General features: G+C 75.0%; 12 protein-coding genes. 8 read left to right on the forward strand and 4 right to left on the reverse strand.

Features of this window, described 5'->3' with window-relative positions; translation table 11 throughout:
• Window positions 1–108 precede the first annotated feature (108 nt).
• The 4 genes from ACPA54_RS19455 to ACPA54_RS19470 all read left to right on the forward strand — a co-directional run bounded on the left by ACPA54_RS19455 (window position 109) and on the right by ACPA54_RS19470 (window position 6,621).
• The gene (locus ACPA54_RS19455) at window positions 109–3,738 is read left to right on the forward strand and encodes a DNA polymerase III subunit alpha (RefSeq protein ID WP_423531456.1); all 3,630 of its coding nucleotides are present in this window, start codon (window positions 109–111) and stop codon (window positions 3,736–3,738) included.
• Between the two features lie 52 nt (window positions 3,739–3,790).
• A complete protein-coding gene (locus ACPA54_RS19460) occupies window positions 3,791–4,522 on the forward strand; it encodes a methyltransferase (protein ID WP_345674520.1) in 732 nt (243 codons plus the stop codon).
• Between the two features lie 125 nt (window positions 4,523–4,647).
• The gene (dinB, locus tag ACPA54_RS19465) at window positions 4,648–5,880 is read left to right on the forward strand and encodes a DNA polymerase IV (protein WP_423531458.1); all 1,233 of its coding nucleotides are present in this window, start codon (window positions 4,648–4,650) and stop codon (window positions 5,878–5,880) included.
• 336 nt (window positions 5,881–6,216) lie between these two features.
• The gene (locus ACPA54_RS19470; protein ID WP_423531459.1) at window positions 6,217–6,621 is read left to right on the forward strand and encodes a DUF3040 domain-containing protein; all 405 of its coding nucleotides are present in this window, start codon (window positions 6,217–6,219) and stop codon (window positions 6,619–6,621) included.
• A 127-nt stretch (window positions 6,622–6,748) separates the two neighbouring features.
• Here ACPA54_RS19470 and ACPA54_RS19475 read toward each other — a convergent pair whose 3' ends face one another.
• The 4 genes from ACPA54_RS19475 to ACPA54_RS19490 all read right to left on the reverse strand — a co-directional run bounded on the left by ACPA54_RS19475 (window position 6,749) and on the right by ACPA54_RS19490 (window position 14,201).
• A complete protein-coding gene (locus ACPA54_RS19475) occupies window positions 6,749–9,067 on the reverse strand; it encodes a hypothetical protein (protein ID WP_423531461.1) in 2,319 nt (772 codons plus the stop codon).
• 176 nt (window positions 9,068–9,243) lie between these two features.
• Window positions 9,244–11,574 (reverse strand): transglutaminase TgpA family protein, encoded by a 2,331-nt coding sequence (locus ACPA54_RS19480; protein WP_423531463.1) that lies wholly within the window; start codon window positions 11,572–11,574, stop codon window positions 9,244–9,246.
• Window positions 11,575–11,665: 91 nt separating this feature from the next.
• Complete coding sequence (locus ACPA54_RS19485) at window positions 11,666–12,982, reverse strand: DUF58 domain-containing protein (protein WP_423531465.1); 1,317 nt, start codon at window positions 12,980–12,982, stop codon at window positions 11,666–11,668.
• A 1-nt stretch (window position 12,983) separates the two neighbouring features.
• Window positions 12,984–14,201, reverse strand: coding sequence for an AAA family ATPase (locus ACPA54_RS19490; protein ID WP_423531467.1), 1,218 nt, complete (start codon window positions 14,199–14,201; stop codon window positions 12,984–12,986).
• A 399-nt stretch (window positions 14,202–14,600) separates the two neighbouring features.
• On the opposite strand from ACPA54_RS19490, the gene mraZ reads away from it, so the two are divergent.
• The 4 genes from mraZ to ACPA54_RS19510 all read left to right on the forward strand — a co-directional run bounded on the left by mraZ (window position 14,601) and on the right by ACPA54_RS19510 (window position 20,460).
• Complete coding sequence (mraZ, locus tag ACPA54_RS19495) at window positions 14,601–15,029, forward strand: division/cell wall cluster transcriptional repressor MraZ (RefSeq protein ID WP_425584862.1); 429 nt, start codon at window positions 14,601–14,603, stop codon at window positions 15,027–15,029.
• Between the two features lie 244 nt (window positions 15,030–15,273).
• Complete coding sequence (gene rsmH, locus ACPA54_RS19500; protein WP_423531469.1) at window positions 15,274–16,281, forward strand: 16S rRNA (cytosine(1402)-N(4))-methyltransferase RsmH; 1,008 nt, start codon at window positions 15,274–15,276, stop codon at window positions 16,279–16,281.
• On the forward strand, window positions 16,278–16,766 hold the full coding sequence (ftsL, locus tag ACPA54_RS19505; RefSeq protein WP_423531471.1) for a cell division protein FtsL: 489 nt from the start codon (window positions 16,278–16,280) through the stop codon (window positions 16,764–16,766). Before rsmH ends, ftsL begins: the two co-directional genes overlap by 4 nt.
• A gap of 1,804 nt (window positions 16,767–18,570) precedes the next feature.
• A complete protein-coding gene (locus ACPA54_RS19510; protein WP_423531473.1) occupies window positions 18,571–20,460 on the forward strand; it encodes a peptidoglycan D,D-transpeptidase FtsI family protein in 1,890 nt (629 codons plus the stop codon).
• Window positions 20,461–20,480 lie beyond the last annotated feature (20 nt).

A 20,480-nucleotide genomic window follows, 5' to 3' on the forward strand; every position in this document is an offset into this window, starting at 1 on the left:
CCCCCGGGATCCGGAAGCAGCGACCGCCACCGTTCCTTCCCGTCACCGGACCCCATCCCCGCCCCCCGAAGAACCAAGAACCGCCCGCACAACCCCCCACCCCACCCCATGACCCCGCCCTTCACCCACCTCCACACCGCCTCCGCCCACTCCATGCGGTACGGCGCCTCCCACCCCCGTGCCCTCGTCGAGCGTGCCGCCGACCTGGGCATGGACAGCCTTGCCCTCACCGACCGGGACGGCGTCTACGGCGCGGTCGCGTTCGTCAAAGCCTGCGTCGCCGCCGGGATCCGTCCGATCCTCGGCGCCGACCTCGCCCTCCTCCCCGACGCGGAGGGGGAAGCGGCCCGGCCCGACCCCGACGCCCCGACCCGCAAGTCCCCGGTCCGCGGCGGCTCCTTCGTCGACCCCCGGTACCCCCGCGTCACCGTCCTGGCGCGCGGCCGGTCCGGCTGGGCGGCGCTGTGCCGGCTGGTCAGCGACGCCCACCGGCGCGGGCGACTGCTCGGCGGCCCCCGCCCCACCCCGGTCTGCACCCGCGAGTCCCTTCTCGAACACGCCGCCGGACACACCGCCGGACCAGCAGGACACGAAGGACGACCAGGCGACCTGGTGATCCTCCTGGGCCCCGACTCCGACGTCGGCCGCGCCGTGGCCGACCGCTGCCAGGACCGCGCCGCCCACCTGCTCGCCGCTTACCGTGACGCCCTGCCGCCGGACCACGACGCCCTGTTCCTCGAACTGGTCAGCCACTTCGGCCGCCCCGACGGCCCCCTGTCGACCTCGCGCGCCGCCCGCCTGCTGCTGCTCGGGGACGCGTGCGGGGTGCCGTCCGTGATCGCCAACGCGGTGCGGTACGCCGACCGCGACGACGCCCCCGTCGCCGACGTGCTGGACGCCGCGCGGCGGCTCGTCCCGCTGAACCGTCGGCATCTCGACCGGGTCGGCAGCGAGGGCTACCTCAAGTCGTCCAACGACATGCTGCGGGTCGCCGTCGACATCGCCCAGCAGGCCGACCGCGGCACCGCGGGCGCGCTGCTCGGCCGGACCCGGGCGCTGGCCGAGTCGCTGGTGCTGGATCCGCGCGAGGACCTCGGCATGGGCAAGGTGTTCTACCCCGAGCCGGAGGTCGTGGGCGTGCCGTCCGCGCGGGCCGCCGCCGAGCTGCGGGCGCGCTGCGAGGCCGGGCTGGGGCGCCGCGGGATCGCGTCGACGACGGAGGCACTGACCCGGCTCGACGACGAACTCGCGCTGATCGGGCGGCTCGGCCTGGAGTCGTACTTCCTGACCGTGGCGGGCGTCGTCGACCTCGTCCGCGGCATGGGGGTGCGCTGCGCAGCCCGCGGGTCCGGGGCGGGCAGCCTGGTCAACCACCTGATCGGCATCTCCGGCGTGGACCCGCTGCGGTACGGGCTGATCATGGAGCGCTTCGTGTCCGACCGCCGTTCCGCGCTGCCGGACATCGACGTGGACGTGGAGTCGGCCCGCCGCACCGACGTGTACGAGGAGATCCTGGCGACGTTCGGCCCGGAGCGCTGCGCGATGGTGTCGATGACCGAGACCTACCGGGCCCGGCACGCGATCCGGGACGTGGGTGCCGCGCTCGGTCTGCCGCCCGGCGAAATCGACGCGGTCGCCAAGGCGTTCCCGCACATCCGGGCCCGCGACCTGCGCGCCGCGCTGCGCGACCTGCCGGAGCTGCGGGCGTCCGGCATCACCGAGGCGAACTTCGGGATGCTGCTGACCCTCGCCGAGCGCCTCGACGGGCTGCCCCGGCACCTCGCGCTGCACCCGTGCGGCGTGCTGCTGTCCGACACCACCCTGCTGGACCGCACGCCGGTGGAGACCAGCGCGCAGGACTTCCCGATGAGCCAGTTCGGCAAGGACGACGTCGAGGACCTGGGGCTGCTCAAGCTGGACGTGCTGGGGGTGCGCATGCAGTCGGCGATGGCGCACGCGGTCGCGGAGGTCGGGCGCACCGGCGGCGGGCGGGTCGACCTGGACGCGGTGCCCTTCGACGACGAGGCCACGTTCGAGCTGATCCGGTCGACGCGCACCCTGGGCTGCTTCCAGATCGAGTCGCCCGGGCAGCGCGAACTCGTCGGCAAGTTCGCGCCCGAGACGTTCGACGACCTGATCGTGGACATCTCGCTGTTCCGGCCCGGGCCGGTGAAGAGCGACATGGTCACGCCGTTCCTCAACGCCCGGCAGGGCTGGAAGCCGCGCGACGTCCTGCACCCCGACCTGCTGCCCGCGCTCGCCGAGACCGAGGGCGTGGTGGTGTTCCACGAGCAGGTCATCCGCATCATCGCGACGATGACCGGCTGCGACTTCGCCCGCGCGGACGTGGCGCGGCGGGCGCTCGGCAGCATCGACGGGCAGACCGCGGTCCGCGACTGGTTCTGTGTGGAGGCCGACCGGCGGGGCTATCCGCGGCCGGTCGTCGAGCGGGTGTGGGAGGTGCTGAAGGCGTTCGCGTCGTTCGGGTTCTGCAAGGCGCACGCGGCGGCGTTCGCGGTTCCGACGTACCAGTCGGCGTGGCTGAAGGCGCACCACACCGCGGCGTTCGTCGCCGGGGTGCTGACGCACGACCCGGGGATGTACCCCAAGCGGCTGATCCTGGACGACGCGCGCCAGTTCGGCGTGCCGGTGCTGGGCGTGGACGTCAACGTGTCGGACGCGGTGTACCGGGTGGAGCGCACGCCGGACGGGCGCGACGGCATCCGGATCGCGCTGGCCGAGGTCAAGGGCATCAGCGAGACCGAGGTGCGGCGCATCGTGGAAGGCCGCCCGTACACGTCGCTCGCCGACTTCTGGCACCGCACCGGGACGTCCCGCCCGGTCGCGGAGCGGCTGATCCTGGTCGGCGGATTCGACACCGTGCACGGCATCGGCGACGGAAACGGCGGCGGAAACAGCACCGCGGCGGACCACTCCGTCCCGACCCGCCGCGACCTGCTGCTCCAGCTCGGCGACCTGGACCGCTACGGCCGCGAGGCCTCGCCCGCGAAGGGGCGCGCCGACACCCAGCTCGCGTTCGGCCTGGCCGAGCACGAAGTGCCCGCCGCGACCGGCCTGCCCGAAATGACGCCCGCCGAACGGGTCCGCGCCGAACTGGAGATCCTGGGCATGGACGCCGACCGGCACGTCGTCGAGTTCTACACCGACTTCCTCGACGCCCTCGGCACCACCCGCGCCCGCGACCTGCTGTCCTGCCGCTCGCGCAGCGAAATCCTGGTGGCGGGCGTCAAGGTCGCCACCCAGACCCCGCCGGTCCGCTCCGGCCGCCGCGTCGTGTTCCTCACCCTCGACGACGCGACCGGCCCCATCGACGCCACCTTCTTCGAGGACGCGCAGGGCCCCTACGCCGCGACGCTCTTCCACTCCTGGCTCCTGGTCGTCCGCGGCGTGCTGCGCCGCACCGGCCCGCGCGGCGTGTCGCTGCGGGCCACCGGCTGCTGGGAGATGGGGGCGCTGGACGAGGCGTGGCGCGAAGGCGGCCTCGACGCCGTGCACGCCCTGATGTCCGGCCCGGCCGGACTCACCGCCGGACAGGCCGCCGAGGACGCCGTCGAAGGCGCCGCCGCGAGCCGCTCTACGCGCCCGGTCGTGCACCGCGTGCTGGTGCACCCGAGCGGATTCCGGGTGTCCCCGTACGCCGACCTGCGCACGCCCGGCACCCCCGTCAAGGACGCGCCGCGCAAGCTGTGGCACACGAGCCCCGGGAGTTCGGGATGAGCAGCGGGAACGTTCTAGGGTGGAGCCCCGGGCAGATCTCAGGAGGCTCCCCTTGTCCGACCAGATGCGACGGCGCAGCTCGATGCGGACGGCCGTGGTGTGGCAGGTGCTGCGCGACGCGCTGGACCGCCGTGCGGCGGACACCGGCCGTGCCGCGCTCGACGTGCTGGACACCGGCGGCGGCACGGGCAACTTCGCGGTCCCGCTGGCCCGTCTCGGACACCGCGTCACCGTCGTCGACCCCAGCCCCGACGCGCTCGCCGCGCTGGAGCGGCGCGCCGCGGAAGCCGGGGTCACCGACCGGGTCGCCGCGTTCCAGGGCGACGCCCAGGCCCTGTTCGACGTCGTCGAGCCCGGGGCGGCCGACGTCGTGCTGTGCCACGGCGTCCTCGAGGTCGTCGACGAACCCGCCGACGCGCTCGGGACCGTCGCCGCGGCGCTGCGCGACGGCGGCACGCTCAGCCTGCTCGCGGCCAACCGCACCGGCGCCGTGCTGGCCCGCGCGCTCGCCGGCCATTTCGCGCAGGCTTCCGCGGCGCTGGCCGACCCGGCCGCGCTGCCGCGCCGGTTCACCGTCGACGAGCTGGTCGCCATACTCGCCAAGGTCGGCCTCCGGCCGGGCCCGGTGCACGCCGTGCGGGTCTTCTCCGACCTGGTGCCCGGCGTCCTCGTCGACGACCCGGCGTCCTTCGACGCCCTCCTCGACCTGGAGAAGGCGGCCGCCGAACTCCCCGAGTACCGCTCGCTGGCCACGCAGATCCACCTGCTCGCCGACAAGCCCTGAACCCCGCCCCGATGTCGGCCCCGAAACCGGCACAGGAACCGGCACAGGAACCTGCACAGAAACCGGTACAGCAGCCGGCACCGGCACCGGCACTGCCCCGGTAGGCCGCGCCGCCGGGGGGCGCCATGTCTGACATGTCCGCCTCCTCGGCCGGTCCGCCGACCGTCATGCACGTCGACATGGACGCGTTCTACGCGTCCGTGGAGATCCGCCGCCGCCCCGAACTGCGCGGCAAGCCCGTCGTGGTCGGCGCGCTCGGGCCGCGCGGCGTCGTGCTGTCCGCGACCCACGACGTGCGCCCGTACGGGGTCCGGGCCGGCCAGCCCGTCGGCCGGGCCCGCCGGCTCTGCCCGCAGGCCGTGTTCCTGCCGCCCGACCACGACGAGTACGCGACGGTGTCCGCGAACGTCATGGAGGTCTTCCGCGCGGTCACCCCGGTCGTCGAACCGCTGTCCCTCGACGAAGCGTTCCTCGACCTGTCCGGGTCGCTGCGGCGGCTCGGCGGCGACCCCGCGCACATCGGCGAGCAGATCCGCGCCCGGGTCGCCGACGAACAAGGCATCACGTGCTCGGTCGGCGTCGCGTCCACCAAGTTCGTCGCCAAACTCGCCGGAGCGACCGCCAAACCCGACGGGCTGCGCGTCGTCCCGGACGACGAAGTCCTCGAATTCCTCCACCCGCTGCCCGTCGACCGGCTGTGGGGAGTGGGCGAACGCACCGAAGCCGCCCTGACCCGCCTCGGCCTCCACACGGTGGGTGATATCGCCCACACCCCGGCCGCGACCCTGTGCCGCGCGCTCGGCCAAGCCGCCGGCCGGCACCTGCACGCGCTCGCGTGGGGGCGCGACGAACGGCCGGTCGTGCCGTCCGAACCGGAACGCAGCATCGGCACCGAGGAGACGTTCCCCGCCGACGTCGACGACCCCGCCGCGGTGCGCCGCACCCTGCTGCGGCTCGCCGGCCGCACCGGCGCCCGGCTGCGCGCCGCCGGACTGGCCGGGCGCACCGTCACCCTCAAGGTCCGGTTCTCCGACTTCACCACCCTGACCAGGTCGAAAACCCTCCGCGACGCCACCGACGTGGGCCGCGACATCTACGCCACCGCGTGCGCGCTGCACGCCGGGCTCGGCCTGGAACGCGCCCGGCTGCGCCTGGTCGGCGTCCGCGTCGAGCATCTGGTGCCGGGCGACCGGCCGCGCCAGATGGTGCTCGGCGAACGCGCCCGCGGCTGGTCCGAGGTGGAACGCGCCGCCGACGCGGTCCGCGACCGGTTCGGCGGCCGCGCCCTCGCCCCCGCGAGCCTGCTCGCCGATCCGGGGCGCGACGGCCGGTCCCGCGGTCCGGGAACCCGTCGCTGATCCCACGCGTCTGCCCCTGTGGGATCGGGCGCGGACGCATATCATCCAGGGAGCGGCCGGGCACCGGCCGCGCACCACCGCCCGCCCCCGGCACGCAGTGGTCGGCGCGTACGTGATCGACAGACCGACGGACCGCTGACATGACCGCGCGCCGGACAGGGAATGCATCGGACAGGTGGGGGGCCGTCGCCGACGGACCGTCACCCGCGCCACGAGTCGACCAGGCGGCAGTACCGGCCGGGTCGTCTTTCCCGCGGGTGGCTTTCCCGACGGCGGTTGCCTGCCTATCCTGGAAGGGCCGCACCGGTCGCCTCGCGGCCGACGAAGGAGGACGCCGTGCCGCTCTCAGAGCACGAGCAGCGCTTGCTCGAGCAGATGGAGCGAGCGCTGTACGCCGAAGATCCCAAGTTCGCGACAGCGCTCGAGGGTGCCGGCATGCGCACGCATACCCGGCGTCGGACCGGTTGGGCGATCGCCGGCTTCGTCGTCGGCGTCGTTCTGCTCATGACCGGTGTGATGACGCAGATCATCGTGGTCAGTGTGGTCGGGTTCCTGCTGATGCTGGCCGGTGCCGTCATGGCGGTCACCGGGTGGCGCCGCTCGCCCGGGAACGACCGGGCCGCGGGCGGGGGAACCGGGACCGCACGCGGCGGCCGGGCCCAGCGCCAGCCGCGCCGCGCGCGGATGATGAGCCGCATCGAAGACCGCTGGCGTCGCCGCCGCGACGAACAGCAGGGCTGACCGGGCCGGTCCGCCCGCCCCACGCGACAGCCGAGCCGGGGTCCCGCACGCCGCGGGCACCCCGGCTTTCGCATGCCCCGGTGCCGACGGCCCCGGTTCCGCGCGCCCGGGGCCGGGTCGTGGGCGGTCAGTTCGTGCGGGTGTTGTCCAGGTGGTGGCCCAGGTAGCCGACCCAGATGCGGCCGGTGGTGCCGGCCGCGTCGTCGTGGAAGTGCATGCGCGGGGCCGGGTTGCCGATGCCGCGGAGTTTGACGTGGGCCTCCATGAAGACGTGGCCGTCCGGGGAGACGTCGGCGGGGACCGGGAACGTGCGGGCCTTGCGGAACTTGGGGCGGCCGCCGACCGCGTCGGACTCCTTCATGGCGAACTTCTTCGGCGAGATCGCGTACTGGCCGTGCGGCGGGTTGCGGCACCAGTCACGGAAGCCGCCGCGGAACGTGTTGGACGAGCGGGCGGCGGCGTAGGCGTTGAGTGCGCGCAGGGCGTCCCACGCGGCGCCCGCCCATACGCGGGTGTGGCCGGGCTCGGCTTTGTCGAGGAGTGCGGCGCCGGCGTCGAGGGAGTCGGGGAGGTCGACGTAGGGGAGTTGGCCGCGGGCTTTGAGCAGGACGTCGGACAGGCACTCCGGGATCCACACTTCGGACTCGGGTATCTCGTGCGCGCCCGCGGACAGTTCGGCGAGGAGGCCGTCGAGGCGGCGTATGCGGGCCTCGGAGCGGCGGGCTTCGTCGGCCAGCTCCTCGTATTGGAGGGCGAGCGTGCCGTAGTCCTCGCGCAGTTCGGCCAGCTCCGCGGCGAGGGCTTCGGACTCGGCGTCGTCCCCGGGCCCGGCGGCCCGGTCGAAGCGGCTCGCGATCGCCCGCAGTTCCGCGATGAGCGGCCGCAGTTCGCGTAGATCGGCCAGCGCCCGCCGCAGCTCGGCGACGTCCGGCTCGGCCGCGACGCGGCGTGGCAAGTCCGGGTTGAGGAGGCCGCCGTCGCGCAGGGCGACCACGACGCGCTCCGCGACTTCGGCGCCGAGCAAGACGGCGAGCGGGGTGCCGGGGGAATCGTCCGGCGGAGGAGGAGAGGGGGCCGGGGCGAGCCAGGCGGGGGTGGGGCGGGGGAGGGCGGACGGAGATGCCGGGACGGACTTGGCCGGTCGGGTGGCCGGGAGAGCGGCGGCGGGGTGGAGAGCGGGGCCGGGGGACGAGAAGGCTTCGGTGGTCGGGTGGTGCGCGGTTCCGGCCGGGGACGGCGCAGGCCGGGCGTGGTCCGGAGCTGTGTCGCCGGAGCCTCCGGGGGTGTGGCAGAGCGGGCACAAGTCGGGTGCCGCCGCGGGTGTTCCTCCGGCTCCGGGAGGAGCCGCGGCGGTGGTGCCCGGGGCGAGGGGGGCGCGCTGCGGGCGTTTGGCGGCGACGACGGCGGGGGTGACGCGCGGTGCCGCCGGGACGGGCCTGCCCGGCTGGGCGGGCAGGCTGCCGGGCGCGGTCGGCCCCGTGGCGTTCGGCGCCGGTGGGCCGGACTTGCCGCACGCGGGACAGAGGGCCGGAGCGGCGGCCGACCCGCTTGGCGGTGCGTTGCCGGGCCGCGGGCGCCTGGGGTCGGCCGAAGCCGTCGCCGCCCCGCGGCGTTCCGCGGCGTCCCGTCCGCCGTCTCCCCGCGCCGTCCCCCCGTCCAGCACCTCCGCGATCCTGCGCAGGCCGCGGCGTACGTCCGCCGGCAGGGGGCGGCGGATGCCGTCGCCGACGACGCCGGTGACGACCACGTCGAGGGCGCGGACGCCCGCGTCGCGTAACGCGGAGCCGCTGCGGACGGGGTGGCGCAGGGGGTGGTCTTCGGTGGCCGGGGCGAGGCCGGCGAGGTAGGTGCGGAGGGCGCCGCCGTAGACGCCGAAGGCGTCGCCGAGGGCGGCGTTGAGGTGGTCCTGGGTGGGTTTGTCGGCGAGCAGGGCCACGACGGCGGTGCCCGCGGTGGCGCGGGCGAGGGCGGCGGCGTGGCGGGCCGGGCGGGCCGGGTCGCGTTCGTCGACGCTCTGCACGATCACCGGGACGCGGCGCCGGGCGTCGAACAGCCAGCGCAGCAGGCCCCCGACGCCGTCCGCGTCGATCTCGGCGGGCGTGGTCTCCAGCGGGATCGTGCCGTCGAAGGCGCGTTCCGCATCGAGGAGTCCGGCGATCATGTCGACGGCGCGCGCCTGGTCCGCGGCGTCGGGGTCCGGGTCGGCGCCGTCGACGGCGACCACGGCCCACGCGTCGGCGGGTCCGGAGCGGCCCCAGAACGCGGTGACGCGGGCGCTGCCCCGGGCCGCGGCGTAGCGGCCGTAGGCCGGGCCGTCGCCCAGCACCGGCCGCCAGTCGTCCACGGGGTCGTCCGCGGTGCCGAACACCGCGGTGAAGCTGCGCCGCAGCGCGGGGCCCAGGTGGTCGCCCGACCCGCGCAAAAGGGCTTGGTAGACACGAGTCATGGCGTATCCCCCGCTTCGTTCGGCCTCCGTCGTTCCCGTCCGCGGCGCGCCCGGCGGCCGCGCTTCCTGGTTACGGTACGGCGATCACCGGTCGGCGGTGCGTGACTTCCGGAAAACCGGCCGGGCCCGCCGGCCGGTCGCGAGGACCGGCCGGCGGGCCCGGGTGGCGCGTCGGGTCAGGCGGGTTCCGGTTCGGGACCGCCCCGGTCGGACTGCTCCGGTGCCCGGGTGCCGCGGCGGAAGGTCGAGCCGGGCAGGACCGTGGCGCGGAACCGGGTGCCGCGGCCGGCCGCGGCGAGGAGCGCGGCGCGGACCACGCGGACGTCTTCGGCCAAGCCGACGGTCCGCTGCGGTGCTTCGGGCGCGTACAGGATCTGCTCGGCGGCGAGGGCGATGCGCGGGAGGGCGTCGCGGGCGGTGTCCGCGTCGTCCGGGAGCGCGTCGCCGAGCCGGACGGTCAACTGGCGGGGCGTCTCCGAGGTTGGCACGCGGATTCCGAGGTCGCGTGCGGTGTCGAGGATTTCCTGCCAGGCGCCGAGGACCGCGTCGCCCGGATCGCGGGTGACGCCGTCTTCGGCGGCGTCGCGGCCGAGGGCCGCGAGCCTTCGGTGCCGCACGCGCTGCCGCAGCAGCATGGGCATGGCGAGGAGTAGCAGGACCAGCGCTCCCGCGCCGACGCCGATGAGCACGTTGCGGGGCGTGTCGCCGTCGCTGTCGTGCTTGGCGGGCGCGGCCGACGCCGACGGGCTCTTGCTCTCGCACTCGTCGAGCTTGCAGCGGGGGTCCCGGGACGAGGGCGCGGAGCTGGCGGTGGCGGGTGCGGAGGTCGCGGGCTGGGTGGTCGGCGAGACCGGCGCGGCGTCGTCGGTGTAGGCGGGGCTGGTGCCGCGCGACGGGGTGGGTTCGAAGCGGACCCAGCCGACGCCGGCGAAGTACAGCTCGGGCCACGCGTGCGCGTCCCGGCTGCCGACCGTGTAGCTGCCGTCGGCGTTGGCGTGGCCGGGCACGAAGCCGACGGCGACCCGGGACGGGATGTTGAGGATGCGCGCCATCACGGCCATCGCGGACGCGTACTGCTCGCAGTAGCCGACCTTCGCCTGGAGGAAGTTCTCCAGCTGGGAGCGGCCGTTGCCCTTGGGCACCTGCAGGTCGTAGCGGAACTCGCCGGATTCGGTGAACCACTTCTCGATCCGCACGGCCTGGTCGAACGGCGTCCCGTAGCCGGCGACCTTCATCGTGGTGGCCGCCAGGGCCTGCCGTACCGCCGGGGGAAGGCCGCGGTACTTCTCCATCTCCGGCGGGATGCCGCCTGCGGCGCGCAGCTGGTCGGCCGTCGGCTTGATGTCGAGGCTGACGACGCTGTAGTTCAGGCCCTCGGTGGTCTGCCCGGAGTCGCCGAGCAGCAGGCGGCCTTCGTCCTCGTACCGCCAGTTGCCCTTGACCTTGACCTCGGACGCGGCGTACGGCATCGGCAGCGAACCCTGCCGGTAGTTCTTGACCGCCTTGATCTCGGTCGTGACCTTGCCCGCGCTGACGCCCGGGGTGAGGCCGCGCGGCGTGGGCAGCGGCCGGGTGACGTCGGTGAGCGCCTGCTCGGACGGCTGCCACGCGTTGCCGTCGAACACGTCGAGGGCGGCGATGCGCAGGTACATGCCGTCCGGGTCGGGCGCGTCGGTGGTGTAGGTGAGCAGGTCCACGTTCTCGGGACGGTTGAGTTCGTCCTTGAGGTCGACGACCGGGTTGATGGTGGTGATGTGGTCCGACCCGCCCTTGCCGCTGTCGCGGTCGGCGAGCCGGTTGGCGGTCATCGGGACGACGGCGGGCACCAGGACGGCGACCGCGAGGGTGGCCAGGCCGATGCGTCCGCTGCCGCGCACCCACGGCCGCTGCGGTCCCGTGGGCCCGCGGCGCGGGCCGGGTTGGCTGAGCGGGCGGCCCCAGCGCACGAGGCGTTCGCGGCCTTCGGCGATGAGCAGCACCAGGTAGGCGAGAGCGGCGACCAGGAACACGCCCCAGCCCAGGCCGGAGTCGGCGAGAGCGGCGGGAACGCTGTAGAGGGCGAGCAGCGGGAGGCCCGCGGCGGCGGCTTGGCCGTACGTCACCGCGATCACGTCGACGAGGACGGCGACGCCGCCGACGACGGTCACCAGGATCGCGGCCATGCCGTCGGTGTCCGGGACCGGCGGCGCAAAGCCGCGGATGTCGTCGCCGCCCTGGTTCAGCAGGTCGCCGAAGGCGCGCAGCGCGTCCGGGGTGGGGAGCGGCCCGGACGCGTCCGGGACCAGCACGAGCAGCAGGTACGGGATCAGCACGACGAGCTGGATCGTGCCGATGAGCGGCCGCGGCACGGACACGCGCCGGGCGCCTTCGCCGACCGCGGCCACGAACACGACGGCGCCGATGGCCTTCGCGATCCAGTTGCCGTTGTGGACGAGCGGCAGCAGCGACGACGAGGTGAGCACGGTCGCGAACGCCGCGGCGACGGCCATGCGCAGTCGGCCGGTCATAGGGCGAACTCCGGGGGCTCCGGGGCGCGGCGGGACGCGGAAGCGGGCGTCGGCCGTGCGGCGGGCGGGAACGGGGCGGCGGGGAAGCGGGTCACGGGGCGGCCTCCGGGCGGGGCGCGGCGGCGGCCGGGGTGCCGTACATGCGAGGTGCGGCATCGCCTTGCCGGCCCGCGCCGCGCCACAGTTCGGGCAGCCGGGTCGCCGCGGACGCGGCCAGTACCCGCCAGCCGGCCTGCCGCAGCATGTTCGCCGCGACGCCGTGCGGGAGTTGGCCGGGCACGGCGGTCACGTCCCACGCGGCGGTGTCCAGGACGATCGCGAGGCCGCGGCCGCCGGTCGCGCGGGCGCGGGCCAGGCGGCGGATGTCGTCCTCGGTCAGGTTGGCGAGGATCGCCACGGTCATGCCTTCGCCGCCGGGCTGCCGCAGCGCGGACTCGGCCTCGACGAGGGACGCGTGGTGCCGGGCGTCGACCACGGCCAGCGCGTCCAGCAGGAAGCTCTCGGTTTCCGCGGGGGCGACCCGGATGCCTTCCGGCGCGCCCGCGAGGAGCCTGCCGTCGGCGCCGAGCATGCGCGTGGTGTAGCCGCGGCGGCACAGGTGCACGCCGATCGACGCGGCGGTCGAGACCGCCCACTCGAACGACGAGCTGGGCCCGTCGCCGCGGTGCGCGCCGGTGCGGGTGTCCAGCAGCAGGGTGGCCTGGTTCTGCCAGGACTGCTCTTCGCGGCGCACCATGAGTTCGCCGCGGCGGGCGGTGGAGCGCCAGTGCACGCGGCGCACGTCGTCGCCGTGCCGGTACTCGCGCGGCACCACGTCCTCCTCGCCCGAGGAGGCGAGGCTGCGGGCGTGGCCGTCGCCGTAGCCGGTCCACTCGCCGCCCAGGTCGACCGGCGGCAGCGGCTGCACGATCGGCGTGACGATGAGCGTCTCGCGGGCCGCGAACGACCGGGTCAGCTCGCACATCCCGAACGGGTCGGCGAGCCGCAGCCGCAGCGGGCCCACGGTGAACTTGCCGCGCAGGTCGGACCGCACCCGGTAGGCGACCTGGCGGTGGCCGTGCGGCTCGATCTTGTCCAGCACGAACCGCGGCCGCGACCCCAGCACATAGGGCACGTGGTCCTCGAGCATCAGCAACCCGGTGGGGATGCGCGACACGTTGTCCACGCGCAGCCGCACGTGCGCCTCGTGCCCGGCCGCGACCCGGCCCGGGTCCAGCGCGCGCGTGCTGGTCACCAGGTGCCGGGTGCGGGCCACCACGAGCACCGCGAGCAGCGGCAGCGCGGCCAGCAGGAACCCGACCCGCAGCAGGTCGCGTTGGCCCAGCACCAGCGCGCACACGGCCGCGGCGATCCCCGCGGCGAGGAAGGAACGTCCCCGGGTGGTCAGCCCGGACAGGGCGGTGCGCACGTCAGTGCGCCGGCCCGTGGTTGGCGCCGTTCGGGCTGCCGTAGTAGCTGCCGTACGGCTGCGGGTGGCCGCCCTGCTGCGGCTGCCCCGGGTAGGCCTGCGGGTGCTGCGGCTGCTGGTAGCCGTTCTGCGGGTGCACCGGCTGCATGTGCGGACCGGCGACGTGCGGCGGGGCGGACTGCGGCGCCGGCTGCGGCATCGGCTGGGGAGCGACCGGCTGCGCGGCCGGTGCGGAGACCGGCCGGCGGCCGTCCGGCGCGCCCGGCACCGGGACCGTCCGCACCAGGTCCGCGACCACGTGCTCGACGCTGCGCCGCGACATCTGCGCCTCGGCGGTCGGCAGCAGCCGGTGCGCGAGGACCGGCACGGCGAGCGCCTGGATGTCGTCCGGCAGCACGTATCCGCGGTTGTCGAGGGCCGCCGCGGCGCGAGCCGCGCGGACCAGGTGCAGCGTCGCCCGCGGCGACGCGCCCAGCCGCAGCTCCGGCGAGGTGCGGGTGGCGTTGACCAGGTCGACCGCGTACCGCGCGACACCCGGCGACACATGCACCTCGCGCACGGCCCCGGTCAGCTTGACGATGTCGTTCGCGTCCGCGGCCGGCTCCAGCGTGTCCAGCGGCGAACCCGCGCCGTGCACGCCGATCATCTGGAGCTCGGCTTCCGGCGCCGGGTAGCCCATCGACACCCGGGCCATGAACCGGTCGCGCTGCGCCTCGGGCAGCGGGTAGGTGCCCTCCATCTCGACCGGGTTCTGCGTCGCGATGACCATGAACGGCGACTGCAGCTCGTAAGTCGTCCCGTCCACGGTCACCTGGTGCTCGGCCATGCACTCCAGCAGCGCCGACTGGGTCTTCGGCGACGCGCGGTTGATCTCGTCGCCGACCACGATGTTGGCGAAGATCGCGCCTGGCTTGAATTCGAACTCGCGGCGCTCCTGGTCGTAGACGCTGACCCCGGTGATGTCGGAAGGCAGCAGGTCCGGCGTGAACTGCACCCGGCGCACCGAGCAGTCCACCGCGCGGGCGAGCGACTTGGCCAGCATGGTCTTGCCCACACCCGGCACGTCCTCCACCAAGAGGTGCCCCTCGGCGAGCAGCACGGTCAGTGCCAGCTTGACCACCTCGGGTTTGCCTTCGATCACGCGCTCCATGGCCTCCCGGATGCGTGCGGCAGTAGCCGTCAGCTCCTTGAGACCGGCCTGATCGTTGAACGTCGACACCCGTGCCCTCCCTGCCCCATGGTTTCCCGCTGTCAGACGCGGGACCTAGGCCGATTGTCACAGGTGACCGCTCGTCCGTGTCACCCGCGAGAGTGATCGTTTTCGGTCGGCCGGATCTGCGCACGGGCCGCCCTGGGACTTAGGAGGGCGGATTGGCCCCGTTCGGTTGCACGCTGATTGGCCTAGTCCACCGAGGCGTTGCGGAGCACTCGGCCGGGCTCTGCGCGAGGCCGGGGCGCACACAGCGGCGCTGTGCGCCCTCCACTCCGCCCCACCCCCTCCGACCTGCGCTTTTGTGGCCGCTGGGGGGCGTGTGGCGGATCCGCAAAGGGTTGACCGTGGGGTTTGGTGGAGTAGAGTGGCGGGAAGTGGGGCGGTGAAGCTCCAGACGGTGCGGAGGTGCCCGTGTTCCTGGGCACCTATGAGCCCCGATTGGACGAGAAGGGTCGCTTGATCCTTCCGGCGAAGTTCCGTGACGAGCTGGCGGAGGGCCTAGTGATCACCAAGGGGCAGGAGCGCTGCCTCTACGTGTGGCCCCTCCCCGAGTTCCACCGGATCACCGAACAACTGCGCGAAGCCCCGCTGACCTCCAAGTCGCACCGGGACTACCTGCGGGTGTTCTTCGCCGGCGCCTCCGACGAGGTGCCGGACAAGCAGGGCCGCGTGCTGGTCCCGCCGGCACTGCGCACGTACGCGGGACTCGGCCGCGACTGCGTCGTCATCGGCGCCGGCGCCCGGGTCGAGATCTGGGATGCCGAGGCGTGGCGGGTCTACCTGGCCGAACAGGAAGACTCCTTCGCCGAGCTGTCCGAGGAGGTGCTGTCCTGACGGACGTGCCGTGAGGCCTCCACCCGCTCCGAGCTTTCTGGCGCTCCTTCCCCGGCGCCAGACGGTCACTTCCCCAAGCGGGCGGGCGGGGACCTGGCGGCATGGACGTACCGGACACCCTCCCCGGACGGATCGGCCCCCGGCGCTGCCGGGCGAGCGCGCACAACCGTGGGAGTCTTGTCCGCGGTATTTCCCCTGCGCGCACCACCCGCCGCATGCCGGCGGCTGCACCGAAAGGGTCGACATGAACGCGACCAAGCCCGACCGCTCCGCCGATCCCGCGGGCGGCGAATCGGGGGAGGTCCACGCCCACGTCCCGGTGCTCCTGCGCCGGTGCCTCGACCTGCTCGCCCCCGCGCTCGAAGCGCGGTCGGGCGCGGTCGTCGTCGACGCCACACTCGGCATGGGCGGGCACAGCGAAGCCCTGCTGCGCCGGTTCCCCGACGCCCGGCTCGTCGGCCTCGACCGGGACCCCGAGGCCCTCGCCCGCTCCGGCCGGCGCCTCGCACCGTTCGGCGACCGGGCGACCCTCGTGCACGCGGTGTACGACGAACTCCCCGAGGTGCTGGCCCGGCTCGGCATCCCGCGCATCGACGGCATCCTGTTCGACCTCGGCGTCTCCTCGCTGCAACTCGACGAGGCCGGGCGCGGGTTCGCCTACGCACAGGACGCCCCCCTGGACATGCGGATGGACCCGACGCGGGGGATCACCGCCGCCGAGGTGCTCAACACCTACCCGCCCGGGGACCTGGTGCGGATCCTGCGCGAGTACGGCGAGGAGCGCTTCGCCAAGCGGGTCGTCGACGCGGTCGTCCGGGAACGAACGCGGGAGCCGTTCACCGACAGCGCCCGGCTCGTCGAGCTGGTGCGCAACGCGATCCCGGCGGCGACCCGGCGCACCGGCGGCAACCCGGCCAAGCGCACGTTCCAGGCGCTGCGGATCGAGGTCAACCAGGAACTCGCGGTGCTGGAGCGGGCGCTGCCGGCGGCGGTCGGCGCGCTGGCGGTCGGTGGGCGGATCGTCGTGCTGTCCTACCACTCGCTGGAGGACCGCATGACGAAGCGAGCCCTCGCGGTCGGTGCGACCAGCAAGGCGCCGCCGGACCTGCCGGTGGTCCCCGACGAACTGAAGCCCACGCTCAAGCTGCTCACGCGCGCGTCGGAGGGCGCGACGGACGAGGAGATCGCGGAGAACCCGCGCGCGGCGTCGGCCCGGCTGCGGGCCGCCGAACGGGTGCGGGAGGACGCGTGACGACGGTCAAACGCCGCACCCCGACGTCCAAGACGCCGTTCGTGCTGCTGATGGTGCTGCTCCTCGGCGGGGGCCTGCTCGGGCTGCTGCTGCTCAACACCGCGCTCAACCAGGGCTCGTTCGAGGAGTCCCGGCTGGACAAGCAGAACGCCAAGCTGAGCGACCAGGAACAGGAACTTCGGCGCGAACTCGACCGGCTGTCCGCACCCGGGGAACTGGCGCGGCGGGCGGCCGAACTCGGCATGATTCCCGGGGGCGCGCCGGCGTTCCTCGACCCGGTGACCGGCGACGTGTACGGGTCGCCGAAGCCCGCGACGCCCAAGCCGGTGCCGACGACGGCCGCGCCGTCGCTGCCGCCGGGGACACCGGTGCCGCCCGGGATCCCGGTGGTGCCGGGAACGCCCGTGGTGCCCGGGCAGACGGCGCCGCCGGCCGGGGCACCGGCGACGGCCGCGCCGCCGGTGACGCAGGCCCCGCCCCGCTGAACTCGCGGTGCCGCGGTGCCCATGCGGCTTTTGTAGACCCCACCGGCCCCGTGCTCGGGGCGGGGCCGGTGGTCGGGGGCCGGGTGTGCGGGCCCGTACCCCCGGCTTCGGCCGCCCCGGCGTGGCGTGTCGGGCCGCGGCGGGCGTTTCGGCCAGGCTGGACGGGTCGCGGTGCCGGGGCGGGATCGGGCGGCCGCGGGGCGACGGCCGGGCCTCGGGCACGGCGTCGACCGCCCGGCCTGCGGCATGCGGCCGCGGGGCCGGGCGGGTGAGCGGCCGTGCGGGCCGCAACCCGCAAGGGGTGCGGCGGCGTGATGGCAGACAAGGCGGCGGCCGGGACCGGTGACGGGTTCCGCGGCCGGGAGGCCGCCGGTGTTGGCGTGACGGGTGGCGCGTCCGGTGGACGGGTCCGGGCTGTGGAGGTGCGGAGTTGTCGGAACGTCCCGGAACGGGCTCGGGTGGCGGCGCGGGGCGCGGCGGCTCGGACGGGAACGACGCGGAGGGACCCCGGCGCGGTGAGCCGCGCGACCGGCGCGCGACACCGGACGGCGGAGGCCCGGGCCGGCCGCGGCCGGGCTCCGGAGACGACGCGGGACGAGGGCGCCCGGCCCGGCCGGGGCCGGGCTCGGGCGATCCGGGGCGCGGCGGCGCGGACGGCGCGGGACGTTCCGGCGGAGGTGCGCGCGACGGCGGGCGGGGGCGGTTCCTGCGGCTGATCGAGGGCGGACGCGGCGGTGACGGGGCGTCGGGCGCCGGTGGTGGCCGCGCCGGCGGCACGGCCGCGGGGCGCGGCTCCGCGGCGGGCGCCGACGGCAGGCGGCCTCGGCCGGACCGCTCGGGAAGCGACGGCCGTGGGGCACGCGACGGCCGTGGGGCAAGCGACGGCCGTGGGGGAGAGGACCGGCGGGGGACACGCCGCGACAGCGCCGGGGAACGACCCGACGCGGGGGGCTCGGGCGGTGCGGACCGGCGCTCCGGAACGGCCGGCCGTGATGCCGGCGTTCCCCGACGGGCACCCTCGCGCGACGGCCGGCCGCCGCGGCGGGAGAACGCGGAACGCGACACCTCCGGATCCCGCTCCGGCGACCCGCGCGACCGCGCCGGAGCCGCGCGTGGGGCGTCCGGCCGCGACGACCGACCGGCCCGGCGAGGGGGCGCGGACGGCGGCGAGGGACCACGCCGGCACCCGGGGCGCCCCGGTTCGGGGCCCTCCAGGGGCGACGCCCCCCGGCCACGTCCGGGCAACGCCCGCGACGACGAACGTCTCGCACGCGAAGGCCGACGCGCCGGCCGGGACGCCGACGACGTCCGCGCCGACGACGCGCGCCGGGCGGCTTCGCGCGACGGGGCCGGAACGCCCCGCTCGGGCGACGACGGCGGCCCCCGCGACGGAATCCGCGCGCGCCTGCGCGGGGCCGCGGGCGGCGACCGGCCCCGGCGGCGGGAGGGCACCGACCGCGACGGTCCGCGCCCGCGCACCGGCCGCCCCGCCCCCGGCTCCGCCCAGGGCGACCGGGCGATCCCGCGCGACCGGGGTACCGACCACGACGGCGCCCGGCGGCGCGTCCGCGGCCAAGACGACCGCGAGCACGGCCGTCCCGCCGGATTCCGGTGGCCCGCCGACGGCCAGGGCGCCCGGGACCGCGACGAACGCCTCCGCCGCCCTGGCGACGCCGCACGCCCGCACGGCCCCCGCCGGCCCGCCGATGCTCACGACGACGGCCTTCACGACGACGCCCTCCACGAGGACGCCCCCCGCCCCACCCCCCGCCGCACCCTCCGCAACGACGCCGCGCCCCGAGGCGTGGCCCGGCCCGTCGCCCGCGCCGGCGACCCGGCCCAGCGCCGGTTCGTGCGGGCGGCAGCGGCGCAGGGCGGGCCCCGCGAGGTGCGGCGCGGGCCGCACCGCGTGCGGACCCTGCGGCTCGGCGACCCCAAGCGGCGCCTCCGCTTCGGGCTCATCGGGCTCGCCGTCGTCCTGACCCTCTTCGTCGGGCGGATCGTGCAGCTTCAGGCGCTCGACGCCTCCGCGTACGCCGCCGACGCGAACAGCCTCCGGATGCAGACCGTGCGGCTGCCCGCCGAGCGCGGGTCGATCGTCGACGCCAACGGGGTGACGCTCGCCGACAGCGTCGACGCGTTCGACATCACCGCCGACCCGACGCAGGTCCAGCAGTACAACCCGACCGCGACCGCCGCCGCGCTCGCGCCGATCGTCGGCGGGGACCCCGTCAAGATCGAAGAGCAGCTGCGCACCCCCAAGTCCCGCTACGTCGTCGTCGCCAAGCAGGTCGACCCCTCGGTGTGGACGAAGATCAAGCAGACCCAGAAGGAGTTCTCCGCCGCCAAGCGCGATGACCTGGTCGGCATCTACGCCGGCCCGCACAGCAAGCGCATCTATCCCGCGGGCCCCGTCGGCGCCAACCTCGTCGGGTTCGTCAACGCCACCGACCACGGCGCGGGCGGCATGGAGCTGGCGTTCGACAAGCTCCTCGCGGGCAAGGACGGCAGCGCGACGTACGAGAACTCCCTCGGCCGCCAGGTCCCCACCGGCGGCAAGAAGGGCAAGGACGCCGTCCCCGGCGAGAACGTGCAGCTCACCATCGACCGCAACATCCAGTGGTACGCCGAGCAGATGATCGCCCAGAAGGTCGCCGAAGCAGGTGCGGAAAGCGGCACGGTCGTCGTCCAGGACGTGAAGTCCGGCGAAGTCCTCGCGATGGCGACCAGTCCGGGCTTCGACCCGAACCGGCTCGCCTCCGCCAACCGCGACGACATGGGCAACCGGGCGATGCAGGAGGCCTACGAGCCGGGCAGCACCAGCAAGGTCATGACCATGGCCGCGGTCATCCAGGAAGGCGTCGCCACTCCCGAGACGAAGGTGACCGTGCCCGGCGTGCTGCCGCGCGCCGACCGGGTCTTCCACGACGACGTCGACCACGGCACCTGGCAGCTCACCCTCAACGGCGTGCTCGCCAAGTCCAGCAATATCGGCACCATCCTGGCCGCCGAGCACCTCGGCCCCGATCAAGCCGCCGCGAACGCCAAGCTGTACGAGTACCTCACGAAGTTCGGCATCGGCTCCAAGAGCGGCATCAACTTCCCCGGTGAGACCGCGGGCCTGCTGCCGCAGCCGCAGAAGTGGGACGGCGCGCAGCAGTACACGATCCCGTTCGGCCAAGGCCTGTCGGTCAACTCGCTGCAGGCCACGTCGGTCTACCAGACGATCGCCAACGGCGGCGTGCGGATCGCCCCCACGCTGGTCAAGGGCACGCTCGACGAGAAGGGCAAGCTCACCCCGAACGCGCCGCCGCAGCGCACCGAGGTGGTGAGCCCGCAGACCGCCCGCACCGTCGCGGACATGATGGAGTCGGTCGTCGCCGACGACGAGGGCACCGGCAACAAGGCGCAGATCCCCGGCTACCGGGTCGCGGGCAAGACGGGCACGGCCAACCGGGTGGACCCGAAGACGGGCACCTACAACGGGTACACGTCGTCGTTCATCGGCTTCGCGCCGGCCGACAACCCGCAGATCGTCGTCTCGGTGACGATCCAGGCGCCGACCAACGGCAAGTGGGGCGGCAACCTGTGCGCGCCGGTGTTCAAGGACGTCATGTCGTTCGCGCTGCAGACCCGCAAGGTGCCGCCGAACGGCACCAAGTCGCCGGAGATCCCGGTGGAGTTCAAGTCGTGACCGCCGCGCCGGACGGCCGG

It is taken from the genome of Uniformispora flossi (genome assembly GCF_049534875.1).
Lineage (GTDB): Bacteria > Actinomycetota > Actinomycetes > Streptomycetales > Streptomycetaceae > Yinghuangia > Yinghuangia aomiensis.

Bases quoted from the DNA above. Each gene is read 5' to 3' on its own strand.
- ACPA54_RS19455 (WP_423531456.1), top strand. From the start codon at position 109: ATGACCCCGCCCTTCACCCACCTCCACACCGCCTCCGCCCACTCCATG.
- rsmH (WP_423531469.1), top strand. From the start codon at position 15,274: ATGAACGCGACCAAGCCCGACCGCTCCGCCGATCCCGCGGGCGGCGAA.
- dinB (WP_423531458.1), top strand. From the start codon at position 4,648: ATGTCTGACATGTCCGCCTCCTCGGCCGGTCCGCCGACCGTCATGCAC.
- ACPA54_RS19475 (WP_423531461.1), bottom strand. From the start codon at position 9,067: ATGACTCGTGTCTACCAAGCCCTTTTGCGCGGGTCGGGCGACCACCTG.
- ACPA54_RS19480 (WP_423531463.1), bottom strand. From the start codon at position 11,574: ATGACCGGCCGACTGCGCATGGCCGTCGCCGCGGCGTTCGCGACCGTG.